This is a genomic window from Pseudomonas glycinis, from assembly GCF_054871425.1.
The window spans coordinates 46,307-60,659 of sequence record NZ_JBTYHF010000007.1 but is presented as its reverse complement, the minus strand read 5'-3'; the positions used below and the strand labels follow the sequence as shown (position 1 = coordinate 60,659).

Annotated in this window: 13 protein-coding genes; 11 read left to right on the top strand and 2 right to left on the bottom strand. The window is 61.3% G+C overall.

Going from position 1 to position 14,353, the window contains the following annotated elements:
* Nucleotides 1–88: 88 nt before the first annotated feature.
* Nucleotides 89–994, bottom strand: coding sequence for a LysR family transcriptional regulator (locus tag ACYSTU_RS17595; protein WP_136493437.1), 906 nt, complete (start codon nt 992–994; stop codon nt 89–91).
* A 118-nt stretch (nt 995–1,112) separates the two neighbouring features.
* Here ACYSTU_RS17595 and ACYSTU_RS17590 point away from each other — a divergent pair, with 118 nt between their 5' ends.
* Nucleotides 1,113–2,039 (top strand): alpha/beta hydrolase, encoded by a 927-nt coding sequence (locus tag ACYSTU_RS17590; RefSeq protein ID WP_499000451.1) that lies wholly within the window; start codon nt 1,113–1,115, stop codon nt 2,037–2,039.
* A 94-nt stretch (nt 2,040–2,133) separates the two neighbouring features.
* Nucleotides 2,134–2,343, top strand: a complete 210-nt coding sequence (locus ACYSTU_RS17585) for a hypothetical protein (RefSeq protein ID WP_016770585.1) — start codon at nt 2,134–2,136, stop codon at nt 2,341–2,343.
* Nucleotide 2,344: 1 nt separating this feature from the next.
* On the opposite strand, the gene ACYSTU_RS17580 is transcribed toward ACYSTU_RS17585, so the two are convergent.
* Nucleotides 2,345–3,319 (bottom strand): NAD-dependent epimerase, encoded by a 975-nt coding sequence (locus ACYSTU_RS17580; protein WP_499000447.1) that lies wholly within the window; start codon nt 3,317–3,319, stop codon nt 2,345–2,347.
* Nucleotides 3,320–4,002: 683 nt separating this feature from the next.
* Between ACYSTU_RS17580 and rfaH the strand changes: the two genes are divergently transcribed.
* The 9 genes from rfaH (at nt 4,003) to ACYSTU_RS17535 (ending at nt 14,352) form a co-directional block, all read left to right on the top strand.
* Nucleotides 4,003–4,521: a transcription/translation regulatory transformer protein RfaH gene (rfaH, locus tag ACYSTU_RS17575; protein WP_024012821.1), complete on the top strand. Its 519-nt coding sequence runs from the start codon at nt 4,003–4,005 to the stop codon at nt 4,519–4,521.
* Nucleotides 4,522–4,572: 51 nt separating this feature from the next.
* Nucleotides 4,573–5,733, top strand: coding sequence for an outer membrane beta-barrel protein (locus ACYSTU_RS17570; RefSeq protein ID WP_499000445.1), 1,161 nt, complete (start codon nt 4,573–4,575; stop codon nt 5,731–5,733).
* A gap of 12 nt (nt 5,734–5,745) precedes the next feature.
* Nucleotides 5,746–6,279: a polysaccharide biosynthesis/export family protein gene (locus tag ACYSTU_RS17565; protein ID WP_499000442.1), complete on the top strand. Its 534-nt coding sequence runs from the start codon at nt 5,746–5,748 to the stop codon at nt 6,277–6,279.
* 2 nt (nt 6,280–6,281) lie between these two features.
* Entirely contained in the window at nt 6,282–8,591 is a 2,310-nt protein-coding gene (locus tag ACYSTU_RS17560) for a GumC family protein (RefSeq protein WP_499000440.1), read from the top strand.
* Nucleotides 8,592–8,657: 66 nt separating this feature from the next.
* The gene (locus tag ACYSTU_RS17555; RefSeq protein WP_122704523.1) at nt 8,658–10,049 is read left to right on the top strand and encodes an undecaprenyl-phosphate glucose phosphotransferase; all 1,392 of its coding nucleotides are present in this window, start codon (nt 8,658–8,660) and stop codon (nt 10,047–10,049) included.
* 46 nt (nt 10,050–10,095) lie between these two features.
* Nucleotides 10,096–11,454 (top strand): UDP-glucose dehydrogenase family protein, encoded by a 1,359-nt coding sequence (locus ACYSTU_RS17550; RefSeq protein ID WP_264365181.1) that lies wholly within the window; start codon nt 10,096–10,098, stop codon nt 11,452–11,454.
* Complete coding sequence (locus tag ACYSTU_RS17545) at nt 11,451–12,158, top strand: WecB/TagA/CpsF family glycosyltransferase (RefSeq protein ID WP_499000435.1); 708 nt, start codon at nt 11,451–11,453, stop codon at nt 12,156–12,158. The genes ACYSTU_RS17550 and ACYSTU_RS17545 overlap by 4 nt, the downstream gene beginning before the upstream one ends.
* Before the next feature lie 11 nt (nt 12,159–12,169).
* The gene (locus ACYSTU_RS17540; RefSeq protein ID WP_499000432.1) at nt 12,170–13,249 is read left to right on the top strand and encodes a glycosyltransferase; all 1,080 of its coding nucleotides are present in this window, start codon (nt 12,170–12,172) and stop codon (nt 13,247–13,249) included.
* Entirely contained in the window at nt 13,246–14,352 is a 1,107-nt protein-coding gene (locus tag ACYSTU_RS17535; RefSeq protein WP_499000429.1) for a glycosyltransferase, read from the top strand. Before ACYSTU_RS17540 ends, ACYSTU_RS17535 begins: the two co-directional genes overlap by 4 nt.
* Nucleotide 14,353 lies beyond the last annotated feature (1 nt).

Here is a 14,353-nt window from a genome sequence, read left to right as displayed (position 1 = left end):
GCAAGAGTACGGCTCGCCAAGATTGGCTGGATATAGCTGAAAAAGCACACCTGCTGTGAATTTGCGGCACAGCTCCTATGGGGGCTGATCAGTCCCAAGGCGCCGGTGACCACGCTTCCACCAGCCTGTCGATGAACAGGCGAATCTTCGGCGACAGGTGTCGCTTGCTCGGGTAAATCACCCGGATCGGCTCGGCAGCCTCGGCGTGCTCTGCGAGCAACTGCACGAGCTTGCCACTGCGCAAGTCATCGTTGACCACATAGGATGGCAACGTCGCGATACCGAGGCCTGCGGCAGTCGCCTGATGCAAGGCTTCAGCGCTGTCCATCTGCAGCCGTCCAGCATGAATGACCGGCACAGGCTGACCATTGACGCGAAAATTCCACGCCAGCAATCGGCCGCCGCTGACGAAGTGCAGGCACGCATGCCCGGCCAGATCTTCGGGTGTCTGCGGTGCCGGATGTTCTTTCAGATAATCGGGCGCGGCACAGGTGATCATTTGCTGGTAAGCCACCGTGCGCGTGAGTAGTCCGGAGTCTTCCTTGGGCGGACCGATGCGAATCGCCAGATCGAAACCCTCGTCGATCAGGTCGACCAGCCGATCGGAAAACGTCGCGTCGATGGCGAGCGACGGCCAGTCTCTCAGGCAGCGCTCGATGTGCTGCACAACGTGCAGCCGGCCCAGTGCGACCGGCAGGCTCATGCGCAAGCGGCCGCTGGGCGTCGAACGGCGGAACGCCAAAGCCTCTTCGACCTCGTCCAGATCCTGCAAGATGCCCACACATCGCTCATACAGCACCCGACCATCGTCGGTCAGGCTCAGGCTGCGGGTGGTGCGGTTGAGCAGGCGGACCTGCAGACGCGATTCGAGCCGCACGATCGATTTACCGACGGCCGAGCGGGTCAGCCCGAGTTGCCTGGCCGCCGCCGTAAAACTTCCGGTATCCACCGAGGCGACGAAGGCGGCGATGTCGTTCAGGTTATGCAGTTCCATGAGGCCTCCGGGTTTGGCATTCAAGCGGCTTGGCACCGGTTATGGGGAACCCTATTCCCCAATCATGAGCATACCATCTCGATTAGTTAAGCCATCACTAACGTCTGATCGAGGTCATATGAACATTGAAGTAAAAGCAGCTATACAAACCTGGGCCAACAGCCTCAGCGATCTGGTGCCCGTGCTGAAGGGTATCGATACCACCACTAAGATGAGCGACATCCGCGATGCCTACGCAAAAATGCTCGGGCAGAATCAACCACCGGCTGGCGTGAGGTTTGAAGCAGTCGACATGGGCGGCGTGCCCGCTACGCTGGTGACTCCGGATGAACTCAAGACCGACGCAGTGCTGATGTACATCCACGGCGGCGCCTACATCGTCGGTCGACCTGCCGGCTACCACGGCATCGGCGGCAACTACGCAAAAATGCTCGGCGCGCGGGTGTACATGCCGGATTACCGCCTCGCACCCGAGCATCAGTTCCCCGCCCCCATCGATGACACTTTGCGCGCCTATGAGTGGTTGCTTGAGCAGAACATCGCCGCCAGCAAGATTGCCTTCGCAGGCGAGTCGGCGGGTGGCGCGATGGTGGTCAGCGTGATGGTCGCGGCAAAATCCAAAGGCTTGCCCTTGCCCGCAGTGGGTTCGTCCATCTCGCCATGGGCCAACCTCGAACACACCGGCGTCTCCATGAGCAATCGTGAAGGCCTTGATCCGCTGAACTCCAAGCCCGTGCTGGATATCCTCGCGCGAGCCTTTCTCGGCGACACCTTGGCCAACCATCCGCTGGCGTCGCCGGTGTTCGCCGACGTCACCGGACTGCCACCGATTCTGGTGCAGATCGGCGAAAACGAACTGATGCTCAGTGACGCCATGCGTCTGGCCAATCACCTGGCGGACAACCGCGTCCGGGTCAATCTTGAAGTGTGGCCCGGCATGTTTCACGCTTGGCATTTCTACGCGGGCATGCTGGCCGAGGGGCAGCAGGCGCTGGAGAGTTCGGTGCGGTTTATCGAGGCGGGGTTGATTGGGGCGGCTCGCTGATCAGACAGCATTCGCTGCTGATCGGCGACACTTCTGGCTGTATAGCTCGGCGCCTTGGCGGTATGGTGCTTTGCCGACCGCCGAGGAACCGTGAATGCCGAAAAAACCACCACCCCCTGAGAACACCGCCAGTGCAGCCGACATCGAACGCGCCATTCTGGCCTTGAACAAAATGGCCGAACGCCTGTGGGGCGTCGGGCGTGAAGCCGAGGCCAAGGCGCTGCTCGATGCACTGGATGCGTTGAACCGCGCCCTCGACCGGATCCGCATCGGGGAAAGTCGCAGGGCCGTCACCCTGCACTGAATCAGACCTGATAAAACTCGCGATACCACTGCACGAACGCTTGCACGCCCTGCTCGATCGGCACCTGCGGGCTGAAGTCGATGCAGCGTGCCAGCGCCGATACGTCGGCCCAGGTCTTCAGCACGTCGCCCTCCTGCATCGGCAGATAATGGCGCTGGGCTTTGATGCCCAGTGCCTGCTCCAGACATTCGACGAAGCTCAATAGCGCTACCGGACTGCCCCGGCCAATATTGAATAACCGGTTGATGCCGCGCTCGGCGCTGATTGCGGGCGGTTTGTCGAGCAGTCGGAAAACCGCTTCGACGATGTCATCGATAAAGGTGAAGTCGCGCGCCATTTCGCCTTGGTTGTAGAGGTCGATGGCGCGCCCGTTGAGCATCGCTTCGGTGAATTTGAACAGCGCCATATCCGGTCGACCCCACGGGCCGTACACGGTAAAGAAGCGCAGGCCGGTGGCTTGCAAGCCGTAGAGATGGCAGTAACTGTGCGCGATCAGTTCGTTGGCGCGTTTGCTCGCGGCGTACAACGAAACCGGTTGATCGACCGGATCGTCTTCTGCAAACGGCATCTTGGTATTGGCGCCATACACCGAACTGCTCGATGCATAGATCAAGTGCTCTGGAGGGTGACGACGGCACGCTTCCAGTACGTTGAGAAACCCGACCAGATTCGACTGCGCATAGGCATCAGGATTGTCCAGCGAGTAGCGCACTCCGGCCTGCGCAGCGAGGTGAATGACCTGTTTGTAGTGGCCGTGTTCGAACAACGCGGTCAAAGCGCTCTGATCGACAATGTCCAGCCGCTGGAACGTGAAATTGGCCAGCGTCTGCAATCTCTGCAAACGCGCCTGTTTGAGTTTGACGTCGTAATAAGGATTGAGATTGTCGATCCCCACAACCTCTAGCCCTTCGCGACATAAACGCATGACCGTGTGATAACCGATAAAACCTGCGGCACCCGTTACCAGAACATTCATGATTGCCTCGGCTCACCGGTTTGACTTCAAGGGAATATGCAGCACGAACATTGACCTGCGAACGGCCGTAACTATTCATAGACGACCTTAGTTACCCGGACCAGCAGCATCCGACGCGAGGCATCTAAAATCAAAACTTCTTACGAACCGAAACATGTAAGATTGGAACTAATTTGCTATCACGCGCGCTATTTAACCTGCGAGACTTCAACAACTTCGAAAAGTTTAATAAGCCCGACGAATAAAATTCGCCGTTACCAATCAATGATTTACGTTAGATGGCCATCATCAGCGGATGAAAGGTAATGTTTTTGACTGTTAGCAATTGACAGCTTGCAAAGACTGGTCGATAACTTAGCACTGCCCGATGAGCTCGCGCCGACGCGCACTTTTCTGCTCTCCGGCTATTTATGTAATTGGATCCTGAAGGTCGCAACTGCGAACCGTGCGGTAGCTTTGCTCAAACAAAAGCGCGGACTCGTTATAGCTAAGACGGCCATGGATATAACAACAACCCAATCAAGTTGATTCATTTTTGAAACACTTCTTCTGCCAATAAACATTGATGCATCTGGCTCGGCACTTTGCCTTGATCAGCCTACTACCTACTAGCAAGCTTGGCGGCTAGTCCCACGTTATCGGCCGCCCTGCTTACACGATCGCTATGTATGGAGTACTCCAGCATGCTAACGGTTTGCCGCAACGGCTCTAACTGGTATTTATTGCAGTGCAAGCCCCGCCAGGATGAACGGGCACAACTCAATCTGCAGCAACAGAACTATTCGACCTTTCGGCCGCAGCTGATGAGCGAGCGAAGTATTCGTGGCAAACGCCAACGAACACTGGAATCGCTGTTCCCCGGCTACGTGTTCATTGAACTGAGCCGCGACGATAACTGGGCACCGATTCGCTCGACCCGCGGTGTCAGCCGCATCGTCGAATTCAACCATGTGCCCGCCCGGGTCGACGAAGACGTGATTGCGCAACTGCGCGAACGCAGCCAGGAGTCGCTCGGTTTTCCTGCAGAACCGACACTCAAGCCCGGCGAACCTCTGCAAATCGTCCAGGGCCCACTGTCCCCGCTCGAAGGCGTGTTCCTGTCCATGCACGGCGATGAGCGGGTGATGATGCTGCTCAATTTTCTCAACCGCCAACAGCACGTCAGCGTCCCGCTGAGTTACCTCGAACGCCAGCGACAATAGTCCGGATCCGCTTCGCCCTGACCCCGACCCCCTTAATCAGGAGCGTGATCCATGGCTCTGAAGCCTCGCTGTTCCCTGGTTTTAGTCGTCGCCTGCTGTGCCCCCGAAGCTGCCTGGTGCGTTGAGCCGCAAGCGATCAATGTCTACGGCTTCGATTTCACCCCGACCTTTGCCTTGTCGGAAAGCTACGACGACAACTTTCGCGAAGTCGAACACGATGTCGAATCGACCATGGTCACCCGTTTGGCGCCGGCCTTCGAGCTCAAGGCCGAGGATCGCAACAGCGCCACGCGGGTGATCTGGGAGCCGACCCGCTACATCTATCACAGCGCTTCGGACGCTTCGAACACCGCCCAGCGGCTGCGCGCCGACAGCATCATGGAATTCACCGATCGGCATCGATTGAAACTGGAAGCCGAGGCGCGTAAATACGAGCGCACCACCTCGACCGCCGTCGACGGCATCAACGACAAGATCGAGAGCCAGCGCGTCGGCGGCGTCTACACCTTTGGCGCGCGCAGTGCGCTGAACCAGATCGACCTCGGCGCCAGCTACGCACAGCTGCGCTACGACAACTCCGATGGCATCAACGATGACAAGGAGCGCAACACCAGCAATCTGACCAGCACCTGGTATCACCGCCTCGGCAGCAAGACCCGTGGCTTGCTCGAATACGACCACACCCGCTTCGACTACCTGCAATCGAACAGCCCGCGCAGCAGCCGCTCCGACGCAGTGCTGGCTGGGGCCGAGTGGGACATGACGGCGAAAACCACCGGCAAATTGCGCGTCGGTTACGAGCGCAAGAATTTCGACCAGAGCGGTTCCGACGACCTGAGCAACCCGACCTGGCAAGTGGATCTGGCGTGGAAACCGCGCACCTACTCGACCTTCACCTTTCTCGCCCGCCAGGCCATGGCCGAAGGCGACGACGGGTCCGACGCGGTGAAAGCCACCTTCACCCAGATCGGTTGGCGTCACGGCTGGACCGAACGCATCACCAGCGTTGCCGAAGTCGGCATGGGCCATTACGTCTACGAAGGCCAGGACCGTAGCGACGATCTGCAGGACTACAAACTCGGCGTGAATTACGAAATGCGCCGCTGGCTGGACGTCGAAGTCGCCTACCGCCACCGCGATAACGACTCCGATGCCGACAACGAGAGCTTCACCCGCAATGTTTTCCAGATCACGTTCGACGTCAGTCTGTAGGAGGGTTGGGCCATGCATACGCGCCTGATTTTATTGTTGTTGCTGCTCTGGACAGTGCCCACGGTGGAGGCGGCGGACACCGACACCAATTACCGCCTGGCCGCTGGCGATGTCTTGCGCATCATCGTGTTCGGCGAGCCGGAACTGAGCTTCAAGAAGATCCGCCTCAACGATGCCGGGACCTTCTCCTACCCGTTTCTCGGCGAAATCGTCGCCAAGGGCCTGACGCCCAATCAGGTCGAACAAAAAGTCGTCGACGGCCTCAAGCAAGGCTATCTGGTCGAGCCGAAAGTCAGCCTCAGCCAGATCGAATACCGCCCGTTCTACATCAACGGCGAGGTGCAGAAGCCCGGCAGTTATCCCTTTCAGCCCGGGCTGACCCTGGAAAAAGCCATCGCCCTGGGTGGCGGCCTGACCGAGCGCGCCTCAATGAAACGCGTGACGATTTTGCGCGGCAGTGGCGGCCCGCCGGTCACCGAGAACATCTCGCGCACCACCGTCATCGCCCCCGGCGACACCATTTCCATTGCACAAGGCTTTTTCTGATCATGAACAACAGCCCAAGCACCTACCTCGAACGTCCGCTCCAGGGCCACTTGCCAACGCAAGCCGCCGATGAGTCGGATACCCTTGATCTGCTGCACCTGTGGCGGGTGATCTGGTCGGCGGAGTGGAACATCGCCTGGCTGGTGCTGCTCAGTTGCGCGCTGGCCGTGGCGGCGCTGTCGTTCATCACGCCGCAGTACGTCGGCAGTGCGACATTGCTGATCAAGGACAAGACGCCGCCGGTGTTGAGTTTTCAGCAAGCCGCCGAATCCGGCGGCGCCACCACCACTGATTACTTGCAGACTCAGCAAGCCCTGCTGCAATCGCGGGAGCTGGCCGAGCGCGCCGTGCGCAAACTTGGCCTGACTACCAACCCGATCACCGATCCACGCCAGCAGGCGCAGAGTTGGTTCACCCCGCGCCAATGGCTGGCGGACCTCAATCGTGACCAGTGGCTGCCATGGCTGGATCTGCTGCCGCCGCCGAAGCCGCCAGCGACCGAAGAACAAGTGTTCAACGACGTCACGCAAAACCTGATGCTGCATACCAGCGTCAAGTTTGTCGGCAAAAGTCAGTTGCTGGAAATCGAAGTCGAACTGCCTGACCCCGCGCTCGCTGCGGCGGTGGCCAACGCCCTCGCCCAAGGCTTTATCGACAGCCAGCAGGACACCAGCCTGAAGTCTTCGCAAAACAACACCAGTTGGATGAACACCCGCCTGGTCGAGTTGCGCGACAACCTGCGCGTCGCCGAAAACAAGTTGCAGGCCTATCGCGAAGAACAGGGTCTGGTCGATGTCGACGGCGTCGCCACCATCAGTGCCAACGAGCTGCAGATGACCGGCAACCGCATGATCGATGCGCGCCGCGATCGTGCCGAAGCGGAGAGCCAGTTCCGTCAGGCGCAAGCCTTGAGCAACGGCGACATCAGTCGTTTGTCCAGCGTGCCGGCAGTGCTGAGCAATCCGCTGATTCAGCAGTTCCAGGCCGATCTGGCCAAGGCCCAGGCCAAAGTCGAAGAGTTGTCGGGCCGCTACGGGCCGAAGCACCCGGCGCTGATCTCCGCGCGATCCGAACAACGTACGGCGGCCAACAGCCTGCGCCTGCAAGTGCAGCAAGTGGTTGCCGGTATCGAGCGCCAGTATCAACTGGCAGTGGCCAGCGAAGACGCCTTGCGCAAATCCTTCAACAGCAACAAGGCGCAGATTCAGGACATTTCGCGCAAGGAATTCCAGCTGCGCGAATTCCAGCGTGAAGTCGACAGCACCCGAGCCCTCTACGAAACCTTCGTCACCCGCCTCAAGGAAACCGCCGCCACCTCGGACATGGATTCGGCCAAGGCGCGCATCGTCGACCCGGCGATCGCACCGCTGGAAGCGAGCAAACCGCGCAAGAACCTGATTCTCGCAATTGTCGCGCTGGTCGCAGCGATCGTCGGCATCGCCCTCGCCTTCCTCTTCGATACCCTGAGCAACACGTTCAAGACCGACGACACCGTCGAGAGTCTGCTCAATGTGCCGCTGCTCAGCGTAGTGCCGCTGGTGATGAAAAAGAGCCGGCGGCAGTTGGCGCGGCTGTTCGAGGACAACGACCACCCGCGTTTCTGCGAAACCATCCGCAACCTGCGCACCTGGCTGATGCTGCAAAACAACGAACGCCCGGCGCAGGTGGTGCTGGTCACGTCTTCGGTGTCCGGCGAAGGCAAGAGCACCATCGCCAACAATCTCGCTTCGTCGCTGGCGCCACTGGAACGGGTGCTGCTGATCGATGCCGACATGCGGCAGCCGACGCTGTCGCTGAACTTCGATTTCCCGCCGCAGAGCCCCGGCCTCGCCAACCTCATGGCCGGCAGCGCGCGGCTGGAGGACTGCATCCGCAGCGTCGGCAATCTCGACATGCTCCCGGCCGGCTGCCTGTCGCCATCGGCGCTGGACCCGTTCGAGGCACCGCGTTTGAAAGCCTCGAGCAGTTCAAGCAACGCCGTGGCGCCCGCTCAGGATTTGCTCAGCTCTCCACGCCTCGGTCGGCTGTTGCAGATTCTCAAGTCGCGCTACCGGCACATCATCATCGATTCGCCGCCGGCAGAAATCGTCAGCGACGCACTGTTGCTGGCCCAGCATTCCGATGCGGTGATCTACGTGGTCAAGGCGCAGAGCACGCCGGTCGGCCAGGTGCGCAAAAGCATCGCCGTGTTGCAGCAGAGTCAGGCACCGGTATTCGGCGTGGTGCTCAATCAGGTCGATCTGCGCAAGGCGCGCAAGTACGGCCATGGCCATTCCCGTTCCTTCTACGACTACGACTTCGCCCCGCGCTGATCCTTCGGGCCGTGCCGCCCGGCAACAGCAAATCCTTCCCTGTTCGACGAATCGGAGATCGCGCCGATGACCTCGCAATATTCCGCGCAAATGGCACACCGTCGCGGCCTCACCTTCTGGGTGCAATGGCTGTGCGCAATGACCCTGGTCAACCTGTTGCTGATCGTGCTGGTGCACTGGCGCATCGGCGAGTTGCCCAGTGAATATCGGCTGCTGATCATCCTCACGGTGCTTGGCTCGATGCCGGTCTACGGCCTGGTGCAGGTCTACCACAAGCGCCATGGTCTGCTGGTCGGCCTCGGACGTTTGCTCGCCGGCTGGCTGATTCTGCTCGGGCTGCTGATGAGCATCGCCTTCGTCACCCAGACCAGCGCGTTGTTCTCGCGGCAAGTGGTGATTGTCTGGGCCGTGGTCGGTTTTCTCGCCCAGGCGGCGACGTTTCTGCCGCTGCATCTGTTCGTGCGCATGTACACCAAAATGATTTGCAACGAGCGCCGCGCGGTAATCATCGGCACCTGCCCGACCGCCCATGAACTGGCGCGCAAACTGCTCGACCCGGATCGTGCGCTGCTGCTCGGTTTTGTCGCGGCGAAAGCCGACAGCGGCCCGGCGCCGAGCATCCTGCCGCTGCTCGGTGAGGTTGAGGACATTCGCGAAATCATTACGCGGTTGCAGGCGCGGCGCGTGTACATCGTGCTGCCGATGGCCGAGGCAGCGACCATCGAAGCGCTGTACATCAACCTGCTCGACATGAACGTCGACGTGGTGTGGATTCCCGATCTGGGCAGCATGGTCCTGCTCAATCATTCGATCTCCGAGATCGAGCGGATGCCGGCGATCTATCTCAACGAAAGCCTGCTCACTTCGCACCCCGGCAGCCTGTTCTGCAAGGACCTGTTCGAACGCAGCGTCGCCGCGGTGGCGCTGATTCTGCTCAGCCCGCTGCTGCTCGGCGTGGCCATTGCGGTCAAGCTGACCTCGCCGGGACCGGTGCTGTTCAAGCAGAACCGCCATGGCTGCGACGGCGAAGTGATCCGCGTGTGGAAATTCCGCTCAATGCGCGTGCACGACGATCAGCAAGTACGTCAGGCCACCCGCGACGACGACCGCGTCACACCGCTGGGACGCTTTCTGCGGCGCAGCTCGATCGATGAGCTGCCGCAGCTATTCAACGTGCTGTTCGGCCACATGGCGCTGGTCGGCCCGCGCCCCCACGCGGTCACCCACAACATCTATTACACCGGCAAGGTCCGCGCTTACATGGCGCGGCATCGGCTCAAGCCTGGCATCACCGGGCTGGCACAGATCACCGGGCATCGCGGCGAAACCGAGACCGTGGAAAAGATGCAGCGCCGGGTCGCCCAGGACCTCAATTACATCAATCAATGGTCGCTGTGGCTGGACATCAAGATCCTGCTGAAGACGCCCTTCACCCTCTTCTCGAAAAACATCTACTGACAGCGGCCAGCGCTCTGGCCCACCCCGCCACGCATGAGGTTTTCCCATGAATGTGAGTGTATTCGGTATCGGTTATGTCGGACTGGTCCAGGGCGCCGCGCTGGCCGAGGTCGGCCACAACGTGCTGTGTGTGGATGTCGACGCGGCCAAGGTGCAGGCCTTGAACGACGGCACTCTGCCCATCTACGAGCCGGGTCTGAAGAGCCTGGTGCGGGACAATCATCACAGCGGTCGCCTGCAATTCGGCAGCGATCTGGCCGCCGCCGTAAAGCATGGCGATGTGTTGCTGATCGCCGTCGGCACGCCGCCGGACGAGGACGGCTCGGCGGATCTCAAACATGTGCTCAGCGTCGCCCGCACCATCGGCGAGCACCTGCGCGGCGAGCAGATCATCGTCGACAAATCCACGGTGCCGGTGGGCACGGCGGACCGGGTGCGCGAATGCATCAGCGCCATCCTCGGCGAAAGCGGCCGTGGTGCACTGACCTTCGATGTGGTTTCCAACCCGGAATTTCTCAAGGAAGGTTGCGCGGTCGACGACTGCATGCGCCCCGACCGGATCATCATCGGCACCGATAGCCCGCGCGCCGAAGCGCTGATGCGTGAGCTGTACGAACCGTTCAATCGCAACCGCGAAAAAATCATCGTCATGGATGTGCGCAGCGCCGAGCTGACCAAGTACGCGGCCAACTGCATGCTCGCGACCAAGATCAGCTTCATGAACGAAATGGCCGGGCTCGCGGAAAAGCTTGGCGCCGACATCGAAATGGTCCGCCATGGCATCGGCTCGGATCCGCGCATCGGCTACCAGTTCATCTATCCCGGCATCGGTTATGGCGGTTCGTGTTTCCCCAAGGATGTGCGGGCGTTGATCCATGCCGCCCACGGCGTCGACATCGATGCGCGCCTGCTCCGCGCGGTGGAGTCACGCAACAACGAGCAGAAGAGCACGCTGTTCCACAAGATCGCCGAGCACTTCAACGGCGCGCTGGAAGGCAAAACCTTCGCGCTGTGGGGCCTGAGCTTCAAGCCCAACACTGACGACATGCGCGAAGCCCCCAGCCGCGTGCTGATGGAGGCGTTGTGGCGAGCCGGCGCCAGCGTGCAGGCGTTCGACCCGAAAGCCATGGAACAGGCCCAGCAGCTTTACGGCCCGCGCGATGACCTCTCGTTGGCGGGGACCAAAGAGGCGGCGCTGAAAAATGCCGACGCGCTGGTGATCGTCACCGAATGGCAATCGTTTCGCGCACCAGACTTCGAACTGCTCGCCCGCCAGTTGAAAAATCCGCTGATCTTCGATGGCCGCAACCTGTTCGATCCGCAACGCCTCAGCGCACGCGGCTTCACCTACATCAGCGTCGGCCGGCCAACCTGCGCCGCTGAAGCACAGGATCTCGCATCATGATCCGCCTGGAATTGCTCGACCGTTATTCGCCGGCCCTGCTGGACTCCAACCGGGCCTTCTCCTTTCTCAACTTCGCCTCGATCGGCAGTTTCATCCGCCAGCCGCCGCCGTCGCTGGCGTATTTCTGCGACGGCATGCTGATGTCCGGGTTCATGTCGCGCATCACCGGGCGCGCGGTGCAGCGGGTCAGTTTCGATTTCACCTCGATTGCCGATCCGGTGTTGCGCGAGTCCGAGCAGCGCGGCAAACGCGTCTACGTGGTCGGTGCGCGGCAGGCCGAGCTTGATCGTTTCGTTGACAAGCTCGGTATGCAGTACCCGCGCCTGCAACTGGTCGGCGCGCACAACGGTTACTTCGACGCCGAACAAGGTGCGGCAATTCAAGCTGACATCCGCCGACAGCGCACCAACCTGCTGCTGGTCGGCCTTGGCGCCGGTCTGCAGGAGCGCTTTATCCTCGAAGCACTGCGCGGTGGTTTCAGCGGCGTGGCGTTCACCTGCGGCGGTTTCATTCGTCAGGAGGCCAATGCCAGCAAGCGTTACTACCCCGACGCGATCAATCGCCTGCACCTGCGCGCCTTTTACCGCATGTACCGCGAGCCGCACACGATCAAGCGTTACCTGCTCGACTACCCGAGCAATGCCCTGCGCCTGACCGAACTGATTCTGCGCCAGCAAGTGGCAATCAATGTCACTGCCCCATGAGGATTGTGCCGATGCATATTCTGTTCACGCTCAAGGATTACCAGACTGGCGGCGGCGTCGAGTGCGTGCAGCAACGCCTCGCCGAGCAGTTTCTGGCGGACGGTCGGCGGGTGAGTTTTTTCGTCATGAACGGCGACTCGCCCAACGTCGACGGCGCGCCGAGCATGGCCGGTGGCGGCAGTGGGCTCGCGGGCTGGCTGAAATCGATCGTGCTGCTGCGCCGGCTGATTCGCCGCGAAAGCGTGACGCACCTGATTGGCGCCAAGGAGCAGGCCAATCTCTGCACCTGGTTCGCCACCCTGGGCAGTCCCTGCAAAGTCATCTACACCCGCCACGCCGCGCTGGATTGCGCCGAGCAGAACACCGGGCGCGCCAGCCTGCGGCTGTTGTACGCGCTGTACCTGTGCGGCAGCGGCAAGGTGGTCGCGGTGTCCCACGGTCTGCGCCAGTCGCTTGCCGGGTTGATGCCGTGGGGGCGACCGCGTATTCGTTATTGCCCGAACGCAGTGATCAGCGAACAACTGATGCGTGCGGCACAAGCGCCGTTGCCCGGTGGTGTGCCCCATCATTACTGGCTGGGCATCGGCCGATTGGTGCACACCAAGGGCTTCGATCTGCTGCTCGACGCCTACGCGCTGGCGGCGCAACAACGCCCGCTGCCGTATCTGGTGATTGCCGGCGACGGCCCGTTGCGCGCTCAGCTTGAAGCGCAGGCGCAACGGCTGGGCATCGAACGTCTGGTGCATTTCACCGGGCATCTGCGCAATCCCTATCCGCTGATCCGTCATGCGCAGCTGTTGGTGCTCAGCTCTTTGCACGAAGGCTTGCCGACGGTGCTGGTCGAGGCGCTGGCGCTGGGCACTCCGGTGATCTCCACCGATTGCGGCAGCGGGCCGCGCGAGTTGCTCGATGATGGGCGCCTCGGGCGTTTGGTCAAGGTCAATGATGTGCCGGCCCTGACCGAGGCAATGCTCGACAGTCTGGCCAACCGCAAACCGGCAGCTCCAGCCCGACATTCAGTCAGCGAAGCGATCCTGCCCTATACCAGCCAGTATGCCGCCCAGGCCTATTACCAGGTATGGAACCGATGAAAAAGCTGCTGATCATCCTCCAGGACCTCGGCGCCGGTGGCGCGGAGAAAATGATGGTGCGCCTCGCCGGCGCCTTGGTTGAGGCCGGCAACGAAGTGACGCTGCTGATGCTCACCGGTGCCGGCATCAATCAACCGGCGCTCGACCCACGGGTCAGGCAAGTGTTGCTCGACAGCCCGCGCAGCGCCGCTGCCGTGCCCGCGCTGATGCGCTTTTTGCGCAGCAATCGCTACGACGCGCAACTGGCGGTGCTCACTCATGTCAACGTCGTGGCGATTGCCGCCGCCGCGTTGTCCGGTACCTTGGCGCGGCTGCATGTCAGCGAGCGCAATGCCTTTTCGCGGGACAAGCACGTCAACCCGGCCCTGTCGGTCAAGCTCGCCTACTGGCTGGCGCCGTGGCTGTACCGGCTGATTCCCAACCCGGTGATCTGCGTGTCACAAGGCGTCGCCGAGGATCTGGTCGACACCACCATCGCCCGCCCGCGCGATGTGACCACCGCTGACAACCCGGTGCTCGACAACGATTTTCGCGACAAACCCGCCGCCGCGCCCAGCCATCCCTGGCTGAAGGACAAAACCACTCCGGTGATCGTCGCTGTAGGACGCCTGGCGCAACAAAAAGGCTTCGACACCCTGATCGACGCCTTCGCCCGCCTGCCGCAACGTGATGCGCGGCTGATCATCTTCGGCGAAGGCGCCTTGCGCGGCGAACTGCTGGCCCAGGCGACAGCGCTCGGCGTTGCACAGCGTTGCGATCTGCCGGGCTACGCCAGTGATCCAATCGCCGAGATCGCTCGGGCCGATTGCTTCGTCTTGTCGTCACGCTTCGAAGGCAGCCCCAACGCCCTGGTCGAAGCCCTGTCGACCGGCACGCCGGTCGTGGCGACCCGCTGCCCGTACGGCCCGCAGGAAATTCTCGCCGATGGTGCGGTCGCGCCCTTGGTCGAGGTTGACGATCCCGCCGCGCTCGCCGTCGCGATCAGCCAACAATTGGCCTCGCCGCGAGCCGTGCATCGCCAGCGCCGCATTGATGCTGCCGCGCGTTTTGTCAATGCTCGCGCGGTGCAGACCTACCTCAAGGCGTTACTCGGGAGGCGCTGAG

What these genes read in the sequence shown, in the direction of transcription:
- rfaH (WP_024012821.1), top strand. Translation starts at nt 4,003, where the DNA reads ATGCTAACGGTTTGCCGCAACGGCTCTAACTGGTATTTATTGCAGTGC.
- ACYSTU_RS17580 (WP_499000447.1), bottom strand. Translation starts at nt 3,319, where the DNA reads ATGAATGTTCTGGTAACGGGTGCCGCAGGTTTTATCGGTTATCACACG.
- ACYSTU_RS17560 (WP_499000440.1), top strand. Translation starts at nt 6,282, where the DNA reads ATGAACAACAGCCCAAGCACCTACCTCGAACGTCCGCTCCAGGGCCAC.
- ACYSTU_RS17550 (WP_264365181.1), top strand. Translation starts at nt 10,096, where the DNA reads ATGAATGTGAGTGTATTCGGTATCGGTTATGTCGGACTGGTCCAGGGC.
- ACYSTU_RS17585 (WP_016770585.1), top strand. Translation starts at nt 2,134, where the DNA reads ATGCCGAAAAAACCACCACCCCCTGAGAACACCGCCAGTGCAGCCGAC.
- ACYSTU_RS17555 (WP_122704523.1), top strand. Translation starts at nt 8,658, where the DNA reads ATGACCTCGCAATATTCCGCGCAAATGGCACACCGTCGCGGCCTCACC.
- ACYSTU_RS17590 (WP_499000451.1), top strand. Translation starts at nt 1,113, where the DNA reads ATGAACATTGAAGTAAAAGCAGCTATACAAACCTGGGCCAACAGCCTC.
- ACYSTU_RS17545 (WP_499000435.1), top strand. Translation starts at nt 11,451, where the DNA reads ATGATCCGCCTGGAATTGCTCGACCGTTATTCGCCGGCCCTGCTGGAC.
- ACYSTU_RS17570 (WP_499000445.1), top strand. Translation starts at nt 4,573, where the DNA reads ATGGCTCTGAAGCCTCGCTGTTCCCTGGTTTTAGTCGTCGCCTGCTGT.
- ACYSTU_RS17565 (WP_499000442.1), top strand. Translation starts at nt 5,746, where the DNA reads ATGCATACGCGCCTGATTTTATTGTTGTTGCTGCTCTGGACAGTGCCC.
- ACYSTU_RS17540 (WP_499000432.1), top strand. Translation starts at nt 12,170, where the DNA reads ATGCATATTCTGTTCACGCTCAAGGATTACCAGACTGGCGGCGGCGTC.
- ACYSTU_RS17535 (WP_499000429.1), top strand. Translation starts at nt 13,246, where the DNA reads ATGAAAAAGCTGCTGATCATCCTCCAGGACCTCGGCGCCGGTGGCGCG.
- ACYSTU_RS17595 (WP_136493437.1), bottom strand. Translation starts at nt 994, where the DNA reads ATGGAACTGCATAACCTGAACGACATCGCCGCCTTCGTCGCCTCGGTG.